At 71.7% G+C, this 17870-nt stretch carries 14 protein-coding genes; 12 read left to right on the top strand and 2 right to left on the bottom strand.

Features of this window, described 5'->3' with window-relative positions:
* Nucleotides 1-116: 116 nt before the first annotated feature.
* From trpS to O7612_RS05000, 4 genes are all read left to right on the top strand, one after another.
* The gene (gene trpS, locus O7612_RS04985; protein ID WP_282270886.1) at nt 117-1142 is read left to right on the top strand and encodes a tryptophan--tRNA ligase; all 1026 of its coding nucleotides are present in this window, start codon (nt 117-119) and stop codon (nt 1140-1142) included.
* Nucleotides 1143-1186: 44 nt separating this feature from the next.
* The gene (locus O7612_RS04990) at nt 1187-1744 is read left to right on the top strand and encodes a 2'-5' RNA ligase family protein (protein WP_282270887.1); all 558 of its coding nucleotides are present in this window, start codon (nt 1187-1189) and stop codon (nt 1742-1744) included.
* A 150-nt stretch (nt 1745-1894) separates the two neighbouring features.
* Nucleotides 1895-2806, top strand: coding sequence for a YhjD/YihY/BrkB family envelope integrity protein (locus O7612_RS04995; protein WP_282273803.1), 912 nt, complete (start codon nt 1895-1897; stop codon nt 2804-2806).
* 148 nt (nt 2807-2954) lie between these two features.
* Nucleotides 2955-3413: a hypothetical protein gene (locus tag O7612_RS05000; protein ID WP_282270888.1), complete on the top strand. Its 459-nt coding sequence runs from the start codon at nt 2955-2957 to the stop codon at nt 3411-3413.
* Nucleotides 3414-3655: 242 nt separating this feature from the next.
* On the opposite strand, the gene O7612_RS05005 is transcribed toward O7612_RS05000, so the two are convergent.
* Together O7612_RS05005 and O7612_RS05010 are read right to left on the bottom strand one after the other, a co-directional pair.
* Complete coding sequence (locus O7612_RS05005; RefSeq protein ID WP_282270889.1) at nt 3656-5290, bottom strand: glycoside hydrolase family 13 protein; 1635 nt, start codon at nt 5288-5290, stop codon at nt 3656-3658.
* Between the two features lie 250 nt (nt 5291-5540).
* The gene (locus O7612_RS05010) at nt 5541-6605 is read right to left on the bottom strand and encodes a LacI family DNA-binding transcriptional regulator (RefSeq protein WP_282270890.1); all 1065 of its coding nucleotides are present in this window, start codon (nt 6603-6605) and stop codon (nt 5541-5543) included.
* A gap of 197 nt (nt 6606-6802) precedes the next feature.
* Here O7612_RS05010 and O7612_RS05015 point away from each other — a divergent pair, with 197 nt between their 5' ends.
* From O7612_RS05015 to O7612_RS05050, 8 genes are all read left to right on the top strand, one after another.
* On the top strand, nt 6803-8056 hold the full coding sequence (locus tag O7612_RS05015) for a maltose ABC transporter substrate-binding protein (protein ID WP_282270891.1): 1254 nt from the start codon (nt 6803-6805) through the stop codon (nt 8054-8056).
* Nucleotides 8056-9678, top strand: a complete 1623-nt coding sequence (locus tag O7612_RS05020) for an ABC transporter permease subunit (RefSeq protein ID WP_282270892.1) — start codon at nt 8056-8058, stop codon at nt 9676-9678. The genes O7612_RS05015 and O7612_RS05020 overlap by 1 nt, the downstream gene beginning before the upstream one ends.
* Nucleotides 9679-9854: 176 nt before the next feature.
* The gene (locus O7612_RS05025) at nt 9855-10664 is read left to right on the top strand and encodes a sugar ABC transporter permease (protein ID WP_282273804.1); all 810 of its coding nucleotides are present in this window, start codon (nt 9855-9857) and stop codon (nt 10662-10664) included.
* 130 nt (nt 10665-10794) lie between these two features.
* A complete protein-coding gene (locus O7612_RS05030; RefSeq protein ID WP_282270894.1) occupies nt 10795-12738 on the top strand; it encodes a glycoside hydrolase family 13 protein in 1944 nt (647 codons plus the stop codon).
* Between the two features lie 228 nt (nt 12739-12966).
* Nucleotides 12967-13308: a hypothetical protein gene (locus O7612_RS05035; RefSeq protein WP_067309545.1), complete on the top strand. Its 342-nt coding sequence runs from the start codon at nt 12967-12969 to the stop codon at nt 13306-13308.
* 271 nt (nt 13309-13579) lie between these two features.
* Nucleotides 13580-14650: a BMP family ABC transporter substrate-binding protein gene (locus O7612_RS05040; protein WP_282273805.1), complete on the top strand. Its 1071-nt coding sequence runs from the start codon at nt 13580-13582 to the stop codon at nt 14648-14650.
* A gap of 251 nt (nt 14651-14901) precedes the next feature.
* Nucleotides 14902-16545, top strand: coding sequence for an ABC transporter ATP-binding protein (locus O7612_RS05045; RefSeq protein WP_348774295.1), 1644 nt, complete (start codon nt 14902-14904; stop codon nt 16543-16545).
* On the top strand, nt 16542-17867 hold the full coding sequence (locus tag O7612_RS05050) for an ABC transporter permease (protein WP_282270895.1): 1326 nt from the start codon (nt 16542-16544) through the stop codon (nt 17865-17867). The genes O7612_RS05045 and O7612_RS05050 overlap by 4 nt, the downstream gene beginning before the upstream one ends.
* Nucleotides 17868-17870 lie beyond the last annotated feature (3 nt).

The raw sequence follows: 17870 nt of genomic DNA on the forward strand, positions 1-17870 counted from the left end.
GCACCGTGCCCGTGGAGCCGTCGGGAGGCGAGGTCACCGCCCCGGCGGGACAGGCGGCGAGTCGACCCGCCGGCCCGTCATGACGTACCCGGGGCGTTGCTGACAGAATTGCCGTCATGTCCGACGTTCCCTCCCGTCCCCGCGTCTTCTCCGGCATCCAGCCGACGGCCGACTCGTTCCATCTCGGCAACTACCTGGGCGCGGTACGGCACTGGGTGGCGTTGCAGGACACCCACGAGGCGTTCTACTGCGTGGTCGACCTGCACGCGATCACCGCCGGGCACGACCCGGCGGTGCTCCGGCAGCGCACCCGGGTGGCCGCCGCGCAGCTCTTCGCGGTCGGCATCGACCCGGACCGCAGCGCCCTGTTCGTCCAGTCGCAGGTACCCGAGCACGCGCAACTGGCCTGGGTGCTGGGGTGCATCACCGGTTTCGGCGAGGCGAGCCGGATGACCCAGTTCAAGGACAAGTCGCAGAAGCAGGGCAGCGACCGGTCCAGCGTCGGGCTGTTCACCTACCCGATCCTCCAGGCCGCCGACATCCTGCTCTACCAGGCCGACGCGGTGCCGGTCGGCGAGGACCAGCGGCAGCACCTGGAGTTGTCCCGCGATCTGGCCCAGCGGTTCAACTCGCTGTTCGGGCCGACCTTCACGGTGCCCGCCCCGCACATCGTCAAGGACACCGCGAAGATCACCGACCTGCAGGAGCCGACGGCGAAGATGTCGAAGTCGTCGTCCTCGCCGGCCGGCATCATCGACTTGCTGGAGGATCCGGCCCGCTCGGCCAAGAAGATCCGCTCGGCCGTCACCGACACCGGTCGGGAGATCGTCTTCGACACGGAGACCAAGCCCGGGGTGTCCAACCTGCTCACCATCCACTCCGCGCTCTCCGGTCGGAGCATCGACGACCTGGTGGCCGCGTACGCGGGGCGGGGCTACGGAGACCTCAAGAAGGACCTCGGTGAGGTGGTCCGCGAGTTCGTCACCCCGATCCAGGAACGCACCCGCACCTACCTCGACGACCCGGCCCAGCTGGACAAGCTGCTCGCCGCCGGGGCGGAGAAGGCCCGTGCGGTCACCGTGCCGACCCTGCGGACAGCGTACGAGCGGGTCGGGTTCCTCGCGCCGGTCCGCTTCGAGTAGCGGTGGGCGGGGCGGCGGTACGGGTCGGTACGACGGGCGGAGGGGTGGCGCGGAGCGTGGACCGCAGGGACGGGGTTCCGGTGACCGGCGAGACCATCCAGATCGGGATCGCGGTGGACATCCCGCAGCCCTGGGGTGAGCAGCTCACCCGACGCCGGGTGCAGACAGGTGATCCGCAGGTCGTCCCGGCGCACGTGACCCTGCTCGGCCCGACCGAGATCCCGGTGGAGGCGCTGGGCGCGGTCGAGGCGCACCTGGCCGAGGTCGCCGCCAGCCACCTGCCGTTCACCCTGCACCTGCGGGGCACCGGCACGTTCCGGCCGGTTACCCAGGTGGTCTTCGTGGCGGTGGCGGCCGGGATCAGCGAGTGCGAGCTGCTCGCCGCGGCCATCAACGCCGCGCCCGACCTGCGCCGGGAGCTGCGCTTCCCCTACCACCCGCACGTCACCGTGGCGCAGGACGTCGCCCCCGAGGCGCTGGACCGGGCGTACGAGGATCTCGCCGACTTCTCGGCGATGTTCGAGGTCGAGGGGTTCACCCTCTTCTCGCACAGCGGGCAGACCCGGTGGCAGCCGCGCCGGGACTTCCGGCTCGGCGGCTGACCGGTCCACCGGTGACCGTTCCGACGGCTCCCGGTCCGTCGGAGGCCGGTCGGGCGGTCCGTGGTCCGTCGGAGGTCGGTTGGTCGGCACCGGTGACGACAGATCGGCGAGGATGACGTGGTGGACGCGTGGGACCGGTGGACCGCCGGCATGGACCGCCGGTTCACCGTGGCCCGGCACCGGTGGCCGCGGCTCGACCACGTCTGGCGGGCGGTGGATCTCTACGGCGAGGTGCTGGGCGGTCGGTTGGCCGCCGCCATCGCGTACTACGGATTCTTCGCGGTCTTCGCCCTGGCCCTGGTCGCCTACTCGGTCTTCGGGGCGATCCTGGAGGACAACGACGAGGTCTCCGACGCGGTGGCCGAGTTCCTGCGGGACAACCTGCCCTTCCTCGACCCGCAGCAGATCGCCGAGAGCAGCAACGCCGTCGGGGTGGTGGGTCTGGTCATCCTGGTCTTCACCGGGATCGGCTGGGTCGAGGCGATCCGGTCGTCGCAGCGGTTGATGTACGGCTTCAACCAGCAGCCGGGCAACCTGGTGGTCCGCCGGCTGGTGGACCTGGGCGTGCTGCTGCTGGTCTTCGTGATGCTCGGTGTCTCGGTGGCGGCCGTGGACGCGTTGGAGTCGGTGCTGCGGTTCCTGCTGCGGGCCACCGGCTCGGTGGGGCTGACCACCGTCAGTGCCGTCCTCAGCGTGCTGGTCAACGCGGTGCTGGCAACGGCGCTGCTGGTGGCGGTGCCCCGGCTCCGGATGAGCCGGCGACGGCTGCGGCCGGTGGTGCTGCTGGTGGCGGTCGGGATCACCCTGCTCAACACGGTGGGGCGGTTCTACATCGTGCGGACCGAGCGGAACCCGGCGTACGCGGTGGTGGCCGGCGCGGTGGCGGTGCTGCTCTACCTGTACCTGCTCAACCAGTTGGTGCTCTTCGGTGCCGCGCTCGCCGCCACCAGCCGGCACGGCCGGGTGGTGGACCTCTCCGAGGGGGCGGTGATGCGGCAGGTCAACGTCGAGGCCGACGTCGACACCGAGACCGACCCGGGCACTCCGGGAGGCGCGGGCTGACGCCGGGTGGTGTGCCCGCCGGGCGGACGCCGGGGAGGGGGCTGAGGGTCGTGACCGGCGCGGGTCACCCGGGTCCGGCGGTCGCTGGAAAAGATGAACGGGGACGGATGCCGCCGTGGGCTCCGGTCGCGCCGCCCATGATGAACCGGTGGGCGCACTCGTGACGCTGGACCTGCCGGACGACTCCCCGTTGCTCGGGCTGCCCTGGATCATCACGGTCGGCCCGCTCGCCGACCCGGTGGAGTGGGAACCGGTGGTCTGCGGGCCGTACGAGCGTCCGCACGCGTTGGCGCTGGCCGAGGCGGTGGTGGCCGACGAACAGTTGATGGCGGTGGTGGAACCGCTGGTGCCCGCGCTGTCCGCCGAGGAGATCCGGGGCGAGGTCGCCGCCGCGCAGCGCGCCGCCGACGACGAGGCGGCCGGGATCGAGGCGGCCGACCTCTACGGTGACTTCGACCAGGTGCTGGACGAGCAGGACGACGGGCCGGGGGAGGCGTGGGCGACGGCCACGGCCGGGGCGACGTCGCCGGAGCCGCTGCCGGTCCCGACTGAGGAGCAGGTCCGGGCGGGCTTCGGGCGGATCGCCGGGCTGCTGCGCGCACGGTGATGGCGCCACCGGCTCGCCGGCCCGGCGGAGCACCCGTGGCGCGACCGGCATCCGGTGGCGCGAGGGGGAATCCGGTGGGCTGCCCGTGGCGGGACCGGTATCCGGTGGCGCACCGGTGGCCCGGGGAAGCCACTTCCCGGGACACCGGTGCCACCCTCACCCCCCACCACAAGGGGTCGGCAGCCGGTCGCCCGTCGGCGCGGGGCACAACGGACGACCAGGTCACAGGCGGGTTACCCGGCTCAGCGCCGTTCGAACCACGCGGCGGCGTCCACCGGCAGGACGTGTCCGGCGTCCTGCGCGGTGAGGTCTGCGCTGGCCACCACGGGGTGGCCGTACCCGTCGATCCGGGCCGGAGCGCCGCTGAGGTTGACCACGCAGGTCAGCACCGCGTCGTCGGCGCAGCGGCTGAACGCGAGCAGGCCGGGACCGGCCTCCTGCCAGGTCACCGGACCGGCGGCGGTCGCCAGCGCGGGGTGCTCGTGCCGGATCCGCAGCGCGGCCCGGTACAGCTCCAGCGTCGAACCGGGCGTCCCGGTCTGGGCGGCCACCGAGAGGGCACGCCAGGTCGCCGGGGCCGGCAGCCAGCTCAGCGCGCTGCCCGCCGGACCGAAGCCGTACGGGGCCAGCTCGCCACTCCACGGGATCGGCACCCGGCAGCCGTCGCGGCTCTCCCCGGTCCGCAGGAACGCCGGGTCCTGCCGGAGCGCGTCGGGCAGGTCCAGCACCTCCGGCAGACCCAGCTCCTCGCCCTGGTAGAGGTAGGTGGAGCCGGGCAGGGCCAGCATCAGCAGGGCGGCGGCCCGGGCCCGGCGCAGGCCCACCTCGCCGTCGCCGTACCGGGTGACGTGCCGCTGCCGGTCGTGGTTGGACAGCACCCAGGTGGTCGGTGCGCCGACGATGGTCGACTCGGCCAGCGCGGTGTCGATCACCTTGCGGAACGAGTCGGCCGACCAGGTGGCGTCGAGGAAGTCGAAGCTGAACGCCTGGTGCAGTTCGTCGGGGCCGATGTAGCGGGCCAGCCGTTGCGGGGTCTCGGCCCACGCCTCGGCGACCGCCATCCGACCGCCGGGGTAGCTGTCCAGGATCGGCCGCCAGGCGCGGTAGATGTCGTGCACCTCGTCCTGGTCGAAGTAGGGCAGCCGGCCCTTGCCGAGCAGCTCCGACTGCCGCCGCCCGGTGGTCATCGAGCTGAAGCCGACGTCCGGCAGCCCCTCGGCCTTGATCATCCCGTGGGCCACGTCGATCCGGAACCCGTCGACGCCCCGGTCGAGCCAGAACCGGAGCACGTCTTCGAACTCGGCGCGCACCTGCGGGTGCCGCCAGTTCAGGTCCGGCTGGGCCGGGTCGAACAGGTGCAGGTACCACTGGCCGTCCGGCAACCGGGTCCAGGCTGGTCCGCCGAAGATGCTCTCCCAGTCGTTGGGGGGCAGCTCACCGTTGACGCCCCGGCCGTCGGCGAAGAGGTAACGCTGCCGTTCCGGGGAGCCGGGGCCGGCGGCGAGGGCGGCGGTGAACCAGGAGTGCGCGCTGGAGGTGTGGTTGGGCACCAGGTCCACGATGATGCGCAGGCCGAGCGCGTGCGCATCGGTGATCATCGCGTCGAAGTCGGTGAGACTGCCGAAGAGCGGGTCGACGTCGCGGTAGTCGGCCACGTCGTAGCCACCGTCGATCTGCGGCGAGGTGTAGAACGGGGTCAGCCAGAGCGCGTCCACGCCGAGGTCACGCAGGTAGGGCAGGCGCTGCCGGATGCCACCGAGGTCGCCGACGCCGTCGCCGTCGGAGTCGGCGAAGCTGCGGACGTACACCTGGTAGACGACCGCGGCACGCCACCAGTCGTGGTCGGAGGTGCGGGGCGTGGAGTGGGCGGCGGTCATCGGTGGGGATCCCCGTTCTGCGGCGGCACGGTGGTACCCGCACGGTGCCGGGTGCCGGGTGCCGGGCGCGGGTGCTGAGAGAATGCCGGCCGGATCCTGCAAGCGTCAAGCATCTCTTGCGCAAGAAATGACGTCCGTCACCTGCGGCCAGGGTCGGGCGTGCTTCCGGGCCGTCCCATCAACCGGGAAGCCGGCCGCGCCCCGCCGGGACAGCGGTCAGGTCGGGACGGCGGTCAGGTCGTGGCGGCGGTCAGGCCGGGACGGCGAGGGCGGGCGACGCCGGACGCTGCCGGCCGGCGTCGGCCTGGCGTACCACCGCGGTGGACCCGCGCACCACCAGCTCCGGGCGGAACAGGTATTCCGAGTGCGGGGCGGCGTGCCCGTTGATCTCGTCCACCAGCGCCCGGACCGCGGCCACCGCCATCGCGGCCACCGGCTGCCGCATCGTGGTCAGCGGCGGATCGGTGAAGGCCATCAGCGGCGAGTCGTCGTAGCCGACCACCGACAGGTCACCGGGGACGGACCGGCCGCGTTGCCGGGCGGCCCGGACCGCGCCCAACGCCATCAGGTCGGAGCCGCAGACGATCCCGGTCACCCCACGCTCGATCAACCGGCCGGCGGCGGCCTCGCCGCCCTCGACCCCGAACAGGGACAGCTCGGCGAGCGCGTCCAGCTCGGTCCCGGTCGCGCCGAGGCGGGTCATCGCGGCCCGGAAGCCGGCCACCCGGCGCTGCACCGGCACGAACCGGTCCGGCCCGGTGACCAGGCCGATCTGCCGGTGCCCGAGGGCGACCAGGTGGGCCACGGCCAGCTCGGTGGCCTCCCGGTCGTCGCACGAGACGAAGGGCGCGGCGATGCCGGGGGCGTACCCGTTGATCATGACGACCGGCAGCGGGCGGGCGATCAGCGCGCGGTACCGGTCGTGGTTGGCCGCCGTGTCGGCGTGCAGGCCGGAGACGAAGACGATGCCGGAGACCTGGCGGTCCAGCAGCATCTCCACGTACTCGTCCTCGGTGACCCCGCCCGGGGTCTGGGTGCACAGCACCGGGGTGAACCCGCTCTGCGCCAGGGTGGACTCGATCACCTGGGCGAACGCCGGGAAGATCGGGTTCTCCAGCTCGGGCACCACCAGCCCGACCAGTCCGGCGCTGCGCTTGCGCAGCCGGGCCGGACGCTCGTACCCGAGCACGTCGAGAGCGGTCAGGACGGCCTGCCGGGTCTCCGGGGCCACGCCGGGGCGGTCGTTGAGCACCCGCGACACCGTGGCCTCGCTGACTTCGGCCTGTTGGGCGATGTCGGACAGTCGAGCGCGCATGGCCGAACTTTAGCCCACGGGCAAGTTCTTGCGGGCGCTTCTGCAAGCCCTTCCATTGGCTGCAACCTCTTGCTAACGTCCCGGCAACACACGAGAGCAGCGACCCGGCCGGTCCGGCGTCGGTTGGCAAGAACTTTCAGCTTTTCCCAGGGCGGGCCGCCCTCCCCCGGCGGTTCGCCATGACGACAGGAGTACCGATGCGCATCCGTACCGCGGGTGTGGTCACCGTCCTCGGCCTGGCGCTCGCCGCGTCGGGCTGCGGCGGCGACACCAGCAACGACGAACCGGCCGCCAAGGCGACCACCCCGGCCGCGAGCGGCAAGCTCGTCATCTGGGCGGACGACAAGCGGACCGCGGCGCTCAAGCCGTTCGCCGAGAAGTTCGGCCGGGACAACGGCGTCACCGTCGAGGTGCAGGCCGTCTCCAAGGACCTCCAGACCAACTTCGTCACCGCCTCGCAGCAGGGCAGCGGCCCGGACGTGGTGGTCGGCGCGCACGACTGGATCGGCAACCTCGTGCAGAACGGGGCCATCGACCCGGTGCAGCTCGCCGCCGAGCAGAAGTCCGGCTTCAACGAGACCGCGATCAAGGCGGTGACGTTCAACGGCCAGCTCTACGGCGTCCCGTACGCCACCGAGAACATCGCGCTGATCCGCAACACCGCACTGGCCCCCGACGCGCCGAAGACGATCGAGGACCTGGTCGCCACCGGCAGGAAGCTCAAGGCCGAGAAGAAGGCCAGCGAGATCCTCTGCCTCCAGTCCGGACAGAACGGCGACGCCTACCACATCTACCCGCTGTACACCTCGGCCGGCGGCTACCTGTTCGGCACCGCCGCCAACGGCGACTACGACCCGAAGGACCTGGGCGTGGGCAAGCCGGAGTCGATCGAGGCGTTCAAGAAGATCGGCAAGCTCGGCGAGAAGGGCGACGGCGCGCTGAAGCGCTCCATCACCGGCGAGAACTCGATCGCCACCTTCACCGGCAAGAAGTGCGCGTTCCTGGTCTCCGGCCCGTGGGCGATCGCCGACGCCAAGAAGGCCGGCATCTCCTACGACATCTCCCCGGTGCCCGGCTTCGCCGGTGGCAAGCAGGCCCAGCCGTTCGTCGGCGTCCAGGCGTTCTACGTGGCCGCCAAGGGCAAGAACAAGGCGCTGGCCCAGGAGTTCGTCACCAACTACGTCACCACGCCGGAACTGGCGGTGGCGCTCTACCAGGCCGAACCGCGTCCGCCGGCGCTGACCGCCGCGTTCGACCAGGTCAAGGGCACCGACCCGGACCTGGCCAAGTTCTCCGAGGCGGGCAAGGGCGGCCAGGTGCTCCCGGCGATCCCGGCGATGGCCGCGATCTGGGACCCGTTCGGCAAGGCGGAGGCCGCCGTGATCGGTGGCGCCGACCCGGCGAAGACCGTCACCGCCGCGGGTAAGACGATCTCGGGTCAGATCAAGTAATGAGCACGCTGTCCGGCCCGGGGCCTGCCCAGCAGGCCCCGGGCGGCGGGCTTCCGGGCACGCCGCGCACCGTGCGCCACCACGCGCCGATCACCGCGACCGGTCTGGTCGTCAAGGTGGTCCTGCTCGGCCTGGTGGCCGGGATCGCGATCTGGGCGGCCTTCCCGCTCGTCGCCGCCCGGCTCTGGGGCGGACTGGCCGTCCTGGCGGTCACCACCGTCGGCCTGGGCTACCTCTACCTCACCCGCCGGCACATCCCGGCCAAGTACCTGGTGCCAGGAACGATCTTCCTGCTCGCCTTCCAGGTCTTCCCGGTGCTCTACACCGCGAGCACCGCGTTCACGAACTACGGCGACGGCCACCGGGGTTCCAAGGACGAGGCGATCGTCGCCATCGAGAGCTCCTCGGTCAAGCAGGTCCCCGGCTCCACCGAGTACGCCCTCGCCGTCGCCACCAGGGGCGACCCGGCCACCGGCCCGCTGGTCTTCCTGGTGACCGACCCGGCGGCCGGCACGGTCTCCGCCGGGGACGCCGACGGGCTGCGCCCGCTCGCCGCCGCCGACGTGACCGTCACGCCCGGCGGCCGGGTCACCGCCGCCCGGGGCTACACGGTGCTGACCTTCGGCCAGGCCAGCGTCCGCAGCGAGGAGATCACCGGCCTGGTGGTGCCGACCCCGGGCGGCGCGCTGCGCGCCACCGGCCTGTCCCGGGCCTACGAGGGCAGGGCGATCCGGGCGTACGACCGCAAGTGCGACTGCGTCACCGACAGCGAGACCGGCCGCACCTGGACCGCCGACCCGAAGACCGGTGCCTTCGTCGCCGCCGACGGCGAGCGGCTCGCCCAGGGCTGGCAGGTCGGCGTGGGGCTGAAGAACTTCGCCCGGGTGCTCACCGACCCGGACATCTCCGGCCCGTTCTTCGGCACCCTGCTGTGGAACTTCGCCTTCGCGATCGGCTCCACCGGGTTCACCTTCATGCTCGGCATGGCCGTCGCGCTGGCCCTGCACTCGCCCCGGATGCGGGGCACCAACCTCTACCGGGTCCTGCTGATCCTGCCGTACGCCATGCCGTCGTTCGCGATGCTGCTGGTCTGGCGGGACATGTTCAACACCGACTTCGGCCTGGTCAACAACCTGTTCGGGCTCGGTGTCGACTGGTTCGGCGAAGCCTGGTCGGCCCGGCTCGCGGTGCTGCTGGTGCAGCTCTGGCTGGGGTACCCGTACATGTTCCTGGTGGCCACCGGTGCGCTCCAGGCCATTCCGAAGGAGCTGACCGAGGCCACCTCGGTCGACGGGGCGTCGCCGTTCCAGTCGTTCCGGGCGGTCACCCTGCCCCTGCTGCTGGTCGCGCTCTCGCCGCTGCTGATCGCGTCGTTCGCGTTCAACTTCAACAACATCAACGCGATCTGGTTGACCACCGAGGGCGGCCCGTTCGCGCCGGACAACCCGACCAACGGGGCCACCGACCTGCTGATCACGTACACCTACCGGTTGGCCTTCGGCGCGCAGGGTGCCGAGTTCGGCCTGGCCGCCGCGGTGTCGATCTTCATCTTCGCGATCGTCGCCACGGTCTCGGCGGTCAGTTTCCGGCGTACCCGCCAGCAGGAGGAGGTCTACTCGTGACGACCCACCCGAACGTCGCCGGGGCGGCCGCGCCCCGGCGGGACGCGGCCGGCCCGCCCGATGCCCGGCCGGGCGCCGGAGGAACGGCTGCGGTCCGGCCGGGCCGCACCGGGCGTGGCCGGGGCGGCCCCGGGCGGCGCGCGGGCCGGTGGCTCGCCCAGGTCGGCTGGCGGCACGTGGCCGGCGCGCTGGCGGTGGCGTTCAGCCTCTTCCCGATCCTGTTCGTGCTCTCCGCCGCGCTCAACCCGCTCGGCACGCTCTCCTCGACCGAGCTGCTGCCGACCGGAGCCTCGCTGGAGAACTTCGGCAACCTGTTCGAGCGGACGGAGTTCGGCCGCTGGTTCCTCAACTCGCTGCTCATCGCGGGCGGGGCCAGTCTCGCGTCGATCTTCCTGTCCTCGCTGGCGGCGTACGCGTTCTCCCGGATGCGCTTCGCCGGACGGCGGTTCGGGCTGCTGACCCTGCTGCTGATCCAGATGTTCCCGCAGTTCCTGGCCATCGTGGCGATCTTCCTGATCTTCAGCCGGGTCACCGACCTGTGGCCGTCGATCGGCTTCAACACCCCGTGGGGCCTGTTCCTGCTCTACCTGGGCGGGGCGCTGGGCATGAACACCTGGCTGATGAAGGGCTTCTTCGACACCCTGCCCCGCGAGCTGGACGAGTCGGCCACCATGGACGGCGCGAGCCACGCCCAGGTCTTCTTCCGGATCATGCTGCCGCTGGTGGCGCCGATCCTGGCGGTGACCGCGCTGCTGTCGTTCATCGGCACGATCAACGAGTTCATGATCGCCAACGTGTTCCTCACCGACACCGGGTCGAAGACCCTGGCGGTCGGCATGTTCGGCCTGGTCGCCGGGGAGCGGAACAACAACTTCGGGATCTTCGCGGCTGGCACCCTGCTCACCGCGGTCCCCACCGTGCTGGTCTTCCAACTGCTCCAGCGCTACATCGTCTCCGGCCTGACCGCCGGCGCGGTCAAGGGCTGACCTGACCCACCGGACCACCGTCGTGTCGTCGTGTCGCCGGGCCGGTGCCCGTGCGGGGCGGGGCCGGCGGTGGTCCGGGTTCCGCGCGGCGGACGACCGCCCCGCCGCCGTCCGACCGGGAGGTCGCACCATGTCCCTGCCGCCGCACCACGACGGCTCGGCGCTGTACGTGCCCGAGCAGGAACCCGCCCTCGGGCAGCGGGTGCCGGTCTTCGTCCGGGTGCCCCGGGACGGCGACGTCCGGCAGGTGCACGTCCGGACCACCGGCGACGGCGAACCCCGCTTCGTCGAGGCGACCGTCGACCGCCGCGACGACCACGAGGTGTGGTGGCGGGCCGACGTCGAGGTGCGCAACCCGGTCAGCAACTACCGCTTCATGCTCACCGGGGAGACCGGCTACCGCTGGCTCAACGCCGCCGGTCAGGTCGACCACGACGTGCCCGACCACGGCGACTTCAAGCTGGTCAGCCACGCCCCGCCGCCTCGCTGGGCGCGGGACGCGCTGGTCTACCAGATCTTCCCCGACCGGTTCGCCCGGTCCGCCGCCGCCGACGGCCGCACCCCGCCGGACTGGGCGGTCCCCTGCGACTGGGACACCCCGGTCGTCGGGCGCGGCCCGCAGACCCCGTACCAGTTCTACGGCGGTGACCTGGACGGCATCACCGAACGGCTGGACCATCTGGACCGGCTCGGCGTCAACACGGTCTACCTGACGCCGGTCTTCCCGGCCCGCTCCAACCACCGGTACGACGCGGCCAGCTTCGACACCGTGGATCCGCTGCTCGGCGGGGACGCGGCGCTGGTCCGGCTGGCCGACGCCGTCCGGGCCCGGGGCTGGCGGCTGCTCGGCGACATCACCAGCAACCACACCGGCGACGCGCACGAGTGGTTCACCCGCGCCCTGGCCGACGTCGACGCCCCGGAACGGGAGCTGTACTACTTCGACGTGCCCACCGGCGGCGGGGAGCCGACGTACGAGTCGTGGAACGGGGTGCGGTCGCTGCCCAAGCTCAACTGGGGCAGCGCGGAACTGCGCCGCCGCTTCGCCACCGACCAGGACTCGCCGCTGCGCCACTGGCTGCGCCCGCCGTACGGGTTGGACGGGTGGCGGGTGGACGTGGCCAACATGACCGGCCGGCGGGGCGCGGACGCGTACACCCACGAGGTGGCGCGGCTGCTGCGGGAGGTGGTCACGCAGACCCGGGCCGACGGGCTGCTGCTCGCCGAGCACGGCCACGACCACACCGGCGACCTGGACCGCGACGGCTGGCACGGCACGATGAACTACGTCGGCTTCACCGACCCGGTCTGGTCCTGGCTGCGCCGCGACGGCACGTCACCCCACCCCGGCGAGCCCTCCCACCGGTCCGCCGACGAGCCGGTACCGAACTTCCTCGGTACCCCGGGCGGGGTACGACGGCGGGACGCCCCCGCGGTGCTCGCCACCATGGACAGCTTCCGGTCGCTGGTCTCCTGGCGGTCGTACACCCACTCGTGGCAGCTGCTCGGCTCGCACGACTCGGCCCGGATCCGCACCGTGGTGGGGGACGCCGCCCGGCAGGAGGTGGCTGCCGGGCTGCTCGTCACCATGCCCGGCACCCCGGTGGTCTTCGCCGGTGACGAGCTGGGGCTGACCGGTGTCAACGGCGAGGGCTCGCGTACCCCGATGCCGTGGCACCGACCGGCAAGCTGGGACGTCGGCACGTTCGCCGCGTACCGGGCATTGCTGGCGCTGCGCCGGGACACCCCGGCGTTGCGGCACGGCGGGCTGCGCTGGGTGCACGTGGACGCCGACACGCTCGTCTTCCTGCGCGAGGCGACCACCGGCGCGGTGCTGGTGCTGGCCCGCCGGGCGGCCGGCGTACCGGTGCGGTTGACCGGCCTGCCGCCCGGGACTTCCGGTGCCTTCAGGACCTCCGGTGCCTCCGGTGCTTCCGGTGCCTCCGGTGCTTCCGGGGCGGGAGGCGGGCACGGTGAGAACGCCTACGGTGGCGCTCCACCCCTGCGGAGGGCCGCCGACGGCGCGGTGACCCTCCCTGGTGACGGTCCCACCTTCCAGGTCTGGCACCTCTGACCACCCACCCCGCACCCGCACCTCTCGTGGGATGTCTGTTGGAAGATCGTGCTCGATCCTTGTTGTAGTGGCCTGTCCGCGCGCGAAAGCCACTACAACAAGGATCGAGCGCGATCTTGAGCCGCGGATCATGCGGTGGGCGGAGTGGTGACCGGGGGAGATCACGGATTGAACTCAGCCGGCGGGCCACCTACTACAAAGTGTCGTTGATGGGGGAGGATTGCCGACGTGGAAGCTCTTCGACTGATCCTTCTCTATGTCCATCTGATCGGGTTCGCGCTGCTGCTCGGCGGCGCGGTGGCCCAGTACGTCAGCGGCAAGCTGCGGATCAACGCGGCGATGCTCTGGGGCTCGGTGATCCAGTTGCTGACCGGCCTGGGGCTGTCCGCGCCGCTGCGGGACGGCGACGAGCCGGCCCCCGCCAAACTTGTTACCAAGTTGGTGCTGGCCCTGCTCATCTTCGTCATGGTCTTCTTCTCCCGTAAGCGGACCCAGGTCGCCCGGGGTCACTTCCTGGCGATCATCGGGTTGACCCTGGTCACGGCGGCCGTGGCGGTGTTCTGGCGATAGCCGGTGGGGGCGGTGGGTGGGCCGGAAACCCGGCGTTCACACCTCCCGGCCGGTCCTCACCAGGCATGGTGAGTGATGTGCCCCACCCCAGGGTTACGCCGGGATAACGAGCGTTCAACAGTCGTGCACGATTGGCGGCCGGTGGGTGGGCGTGGGGCTACGCTCCCGTCCGTAACGTGGGATGCCGGCAGCACACGCTGGTCGGTTCAAGGGCTGCCACCGCACGAGGCGGTGTGCAATGGAAGGAGACGTCTTGCGCTCTGTGCGTGGGATGCGGATCGCCTCTGCCATCGCGGCGGGTGGGCTCGTGCTGGGTGCCGCCGCGTGCGGTGAGGCGCCCGACGACGACAACAACGCCGGTGGCAGCGGCGACAAGAAGTACAGCGCCTGCATGGTGACCGACGTCGGCGGCATCGACGACAAGTCGTTCAACACCTCCGCCTGGAAGGGCCTGGAGGAGGCCAAGAAGGCCAACGACAACATCGACATCAAGTACGTCGCGTCGAAGGCCGAGGCGGACTACGAGGTCAACCTGACCGGGTACGTCAACCAGAAGTGCGACTTCATCCTGGCCGTCGGCGGCCTGATGTCGGACGCCACCAAGAAGATCGCCGCCGCCAACCCGAACCAGCAGTTCGGCATCGTGGACGCGAACCCGGGCACGGCCAACGTCTACCCGATGCAGTTCGACACCGCCCAGGCCGCCTTCCAGGCCGGCTACCTGGCCGCCGGGATGAGCAAGAGCGGCAAGGTCGGCACCTACGGTGGCCTGCCGATCCCGCCGGTGACCATCTTCATGGACGGTTTCGCCGACGGCGTGGCGCACTACAACAAGACCAAGAGCAAGAACGTCCAGGTGCTGGGCTGGGACAAGGCGACCCAGAAGGGTTCCTTCACCAACGACTTCGCCAAGCAGGACGAGGGCAAGAAGGTCTCCGACGCGCTGGTCGCCCAGGGCGCGGACATCGTCATGCCGGTCGCCGGCGGCGCGGGCCTCGGCACCACCTCCGCGGCGAAGGCCTCGGGCGGCAAGTACTCGGTCGTCTGGGTCGACGTCGACGGCTGCGAGAGCACCCCGGACTGCGCGGCGCTGCTGACCACCGTGGTCAAGAACATCCCGGACGCCGTCAAGGACGCCGTGCTCAAGGCCGCCGGTGGCGAGAAGCTCGCCGCCACCCCGGGCTTCGTCGGCAACCTGGCCAACAACGGTGTCTCGATCGCCCCGTACCACGACTTCGACAGCAAGGTCCCGGCGGACCTCAAGGCCGAGGTCGAGAAGCTGAAGGCGGACATCGCCGCCGGCACCATCACGGTCACCTCGAAGGCCCAGCCGACCAAGTGACCGCCGCGTCGGCCGTCGCGATGGGATCATCGGCAGCGGCGGCCGGCGGGCACCGGGCATGACGACCGGCCGTCCCGGCGTCCGTGGGGGAACCCGCGGGTGTCGGGGCGGCCGGTCCGCGCACCGGTCGACCGGCGACCCCGGTGGCCGGCAGCTAGGCTGCACCATCGCTCGCACTCCAGGAGGTTGCGCTGAGACTCGAACTGCGCGGCATCACCAAGCGGTTCGGTGATCTGGTCGCCAACGATCACATCGACCTGACGGTGGAGCCTGGAGAGATCCACGCCCTGCTCGGCGAGAACGGCGCGGGCAAGTCCACCCTGATGAACGTGCTCTACGGGCTCTACCAGCCCGACGAGGGCGAGATCCTGGTCGACGGCCGGCCGCTGAAGCTCAGGGGCCCCTCCGACGCCATCGCCGTCGGGATCGGCATGGTGCACCAGCACTTCATGCTGGTGCCGGTCTTCACCGTGGCCGAGAACATCATGCTCGGCGCGGAGCAGGTCCGCGGCGGCATCGTCGGCTTCCTGGACCGGCGGCGGGCCCGCCGCGAGGTGGCCGAGGTCTCCGCGCGGTACAACCTGCGGGTCGACCCGGACGCGGTGATCGAGGACCTGCCGGTCGGCATCCAGCAGCGGGTCGAGATCGTCAAGGCGCTCACCCGCGACGTCGACCTGCTGATCCTGGACGAGCCGACCGCCGTGCTCACCCCGCAGGAGACCGAGGAGCTGCTCACGGTCATGCGGTCGCTCAAGGCGGCCGGCAAGTCGATCGTGTTCATCACCCACAAGCTCGGCGAGGTCAAGGCCATCGCCGACCGGATCACCGTGATCCGGCGCGGCCGGACCGTCGGCACCGCCTCCCCCGAGGCGAGCCGGGACGAGTTGGCGGCGCTGATGGTCGGCCGCAACGTCCGGCTCACCGTGGACAAGGAGTCCGCCACCCCGCAGCGACCGATCCTGGAGGTCGCCGGCCTGGTCGTCGACGACGACCGGCGGGTCCGCGCGGTGGACGGCGTCGACCTGACCGTACGCGCCGGTGAGGTGCTCGGCGTGGCGGGCGTGCAGGGCAACGGGCAGACCGAGCTGATCGAGGCGATCATGGGGCTGCGCCCGACGCTCGCCGGTACGGTGACCCTCGACGGCGAGTCGATCCACGGCTGGTCCACCAAGAAGGTGCTCCGCGCCGGGGTCGGCTACGTCCCCGAGGACCGCAGCGTCGACGGCCTGGTCAAGGAGTTCAGCGTCGCCGAGAACCTGGTCCTCGACATCTACGACCGGCCGCCGTTCGGCAAGGGCCTGGCGCTGCGGCCGGACGCCATCGCCGCGTCGGCGCGGGAGCGGATCGAACAGTTCGACGTGCGTACCCCGTCGGCGGACGCGGCGGTGGGCACGCTGTCCGGCGGTAACCAGCAGAAGGTGATCGTGGCCCGGGAGCTGTCCCGGCCGCTGAAGCTCTTCATCGCCGCCCAGCCGACCCGGGGCGTGGACGTCGGCTCGATCGAGTTCATCCACAGCCGGGTCATCCGCGAGCGGGACGTCGGCACCGCCGTCCTGGTGGTCTCCAGCGAACTGGACGAGGTGATCGGCCTCGCCGACCGGATCGCGGTGATGTACCGGGGCCGGATCATCGGCATCGTCGGCCCGGACACCCCGCGTGAGGAGATCGGCCTGCTGATGGCCGGCATCACCCCGGACACCCCCGGCACCGCCCCGTCCGGCGGCGCCGCCACCCCCGGCCCGGCGACCCCGGCGGCCACCCCGGGCGCGGCGACCCCGGCGGCCACCCCGGGCGCGGCCACCTCGGGCACAACGACCCCCACCGAGGCGGCCGGCGGTACGACCGGCGGGGTGGCACCGGCATCCGAGCGCCCTGGTAACGAGGACGAGGCATGAGCAACCCGAACCCGGTGTCCGGCTCCCCGGACAAGGAACCGGCGACCGAGGCGGAGCTGACCGCGACCGGCAGGGCCGACCGGGGTGCCACGATGACCTCCCCGAAGCAGCCCGCGCCGGGGCCCCGGCCGACGCTGGGCCGGCTCTTCCTGGACAACCTCTGGGCCGCCAACACGGTCACCGTCACGATCCTCGCGCTGGTCCTGGCGATGCTGGTCGGCGCGGTCCTGATCATCGTGTCGGACCCGGAGGTGCTGGCCACCTACGGCTACGTCACGGCCCGCCCGACCGACGCCCTGAACGCGAGCTGGACGGTGGTCAGCGAGGCGTACGCCAACCTGTTCAAGGGGGCGGTCTTCGACCCGGAGGCGTCCGGCTTCACCGCCGCGCTGAGCCCGATCTCGGAGACCCTCACCTACACCGCGCCGCTGGTCTTCACCGGGCTGTCGGTGGCACTCGCCTTCCGGGGCGGCCTGTTCAACATCGGCGCCCAGGGCCAGGCGACGATGGGGGTGATCCTGGCGGCCGTGGCCGGCTTCGCGCTGCCGCTGCCCCCGGTGGTGCACCTGGTCGTCGCGTTGATCGCCGGTGCGGTCGGCGGCGCGGTCTGGGGTTTCGTGCCCGGCATCCTCAAGGCCCGGACCGGCGCGCACGAGGTGATCAACACGATCATGCTCAACTACGTCGCGGTCTACTTCCTGTCCTGGGTCATCGTGCAGAACGGCGTGCAGAACCCGGACCGGTCGGACGCGATCAGCCGGCCCGTCGACTCGTCGGCGGCGTTCCCCCGGCTGCTCGGCGACGACCTGCGGGTGCACGCCGGCATCCTGCTCGCGGTGCTGGCCACCTGGGCCGTCGCCTGGCTGCTCAACCGGTCGACCCTCGGCTTCGAGCTGCGGGCCGTCGGGGCCAACCCGGACGCGGCCCGGACCGCCGGCATCAGCGTCACCAAGACGTACGTGCTGGTGATGGTGATCGCCGGGATGCTCGCCGGTCTCGGTGGCAGCCAGATGGTGCTCGGCTCCACCGCGAACGCGCTGACCCCGCTGGTGATCGCGCAGATCGGCTTCGACGGCATCCTGGTGGCGCTGCTCGGCCGGGTGAAGCCCTGGGGGGTGCTGCTGGCCGCGCTGCTCTTCGGCGCGCTCCAGGCCGGCGGCAACCGGATGCAGTCGTACTCCGGGATCTCGCTGGAACTGGTCACCGTGCTCCAGGCGCTGATCGTCATCTTCATCGCCGCGCCGGCCCTGGTGAAGGCGATCTTCCAGCTCCGGGCCGCCCGTGCCGCCCGGTTGCAGACGAGCCTCGCGAAGGGCTGGTGAGGC

The organism is Micromonospora sp. WMMD987 (genome assembly GCF_029581435.1).
In the GTDB taxonomy this organism is placed as follows: Bacteria; Actinomycetota; Actinomycetes; order Mycobacteriales; family Micromonosporaceae; genus Micromonospora; species Micromonospora rifamycinica.

What these genes read in the sequence shown, in the direction of transcription:
- O7612_RS05015 (WP_282270891.1), top strand. Translation starts at nt 6,803, where the DNA reads ATGCGCATCCGTACCGCGGGTGTGGTCACCGTCCTCGGCCTGGCGCTC.
- O7612_RS05040 (WP_282273805.1), top strand. Translation starts at nt 13,580, where the DNA reads ATGCGGATCGCCTCTGCCATCGCGGCGGGTGGGCTCGTGCTGGGTGCC.
- O7612_RS05050 (WP_282270895.1), top strand. Translation starts at nt 16,542, where the DNA reads ATGAGCAACCCGAACCCGGTGTCCGGCTCCCCGGACAAGGAACCGGCG.
- O7612_RS05020 (WP_282270892.1), top strand. Translation starts at nt 8,056, where the DNA reads ATGAGCACGCTGTCCGGCCCGGGGCCTGCCCAGCAGGCCCCGGGCGGC.
- O7612_RS04995 (WP_282273803.1), top strand. Translation starts at nt 1,895, where the DNA reads ATGGACCGCCGGTTCACCGTGGCCCGGCACCGGTGGCCGCGGCTCGAC.
- O7612_RS05030 (WP_282270894.1), top strand. Translation starts at nt 10,795, where the DNA reads ATGTCCCTGCCGCCGCACCACGACGGCTCGGCGCTGTACGTGCCCGAG.
- O7612_RS05005 (WP_282270889.1), bottom strand. Translation starts at nt 5,290, where the DNA reads ATGACCGCCGCCCACTCCACGCCCCGCACCTCCGACCACGACTGGTGG.
- trpS (WP_282270886.1), top strand. Translation starts at nt 117, where the DNA reads ATGTCCGACGTTCCCTCCCGTCCCCGCGTCTTCTCCGGCATCCAGCCG.
- O7612_RS05010 (WP_282270890.1), bottom strand. Translation starts at nt 6,605, where the DNA reads ATGCGCGCTCGACTGTCCGACATCGCCCAACAGGCCGAAGTCAGCGAG.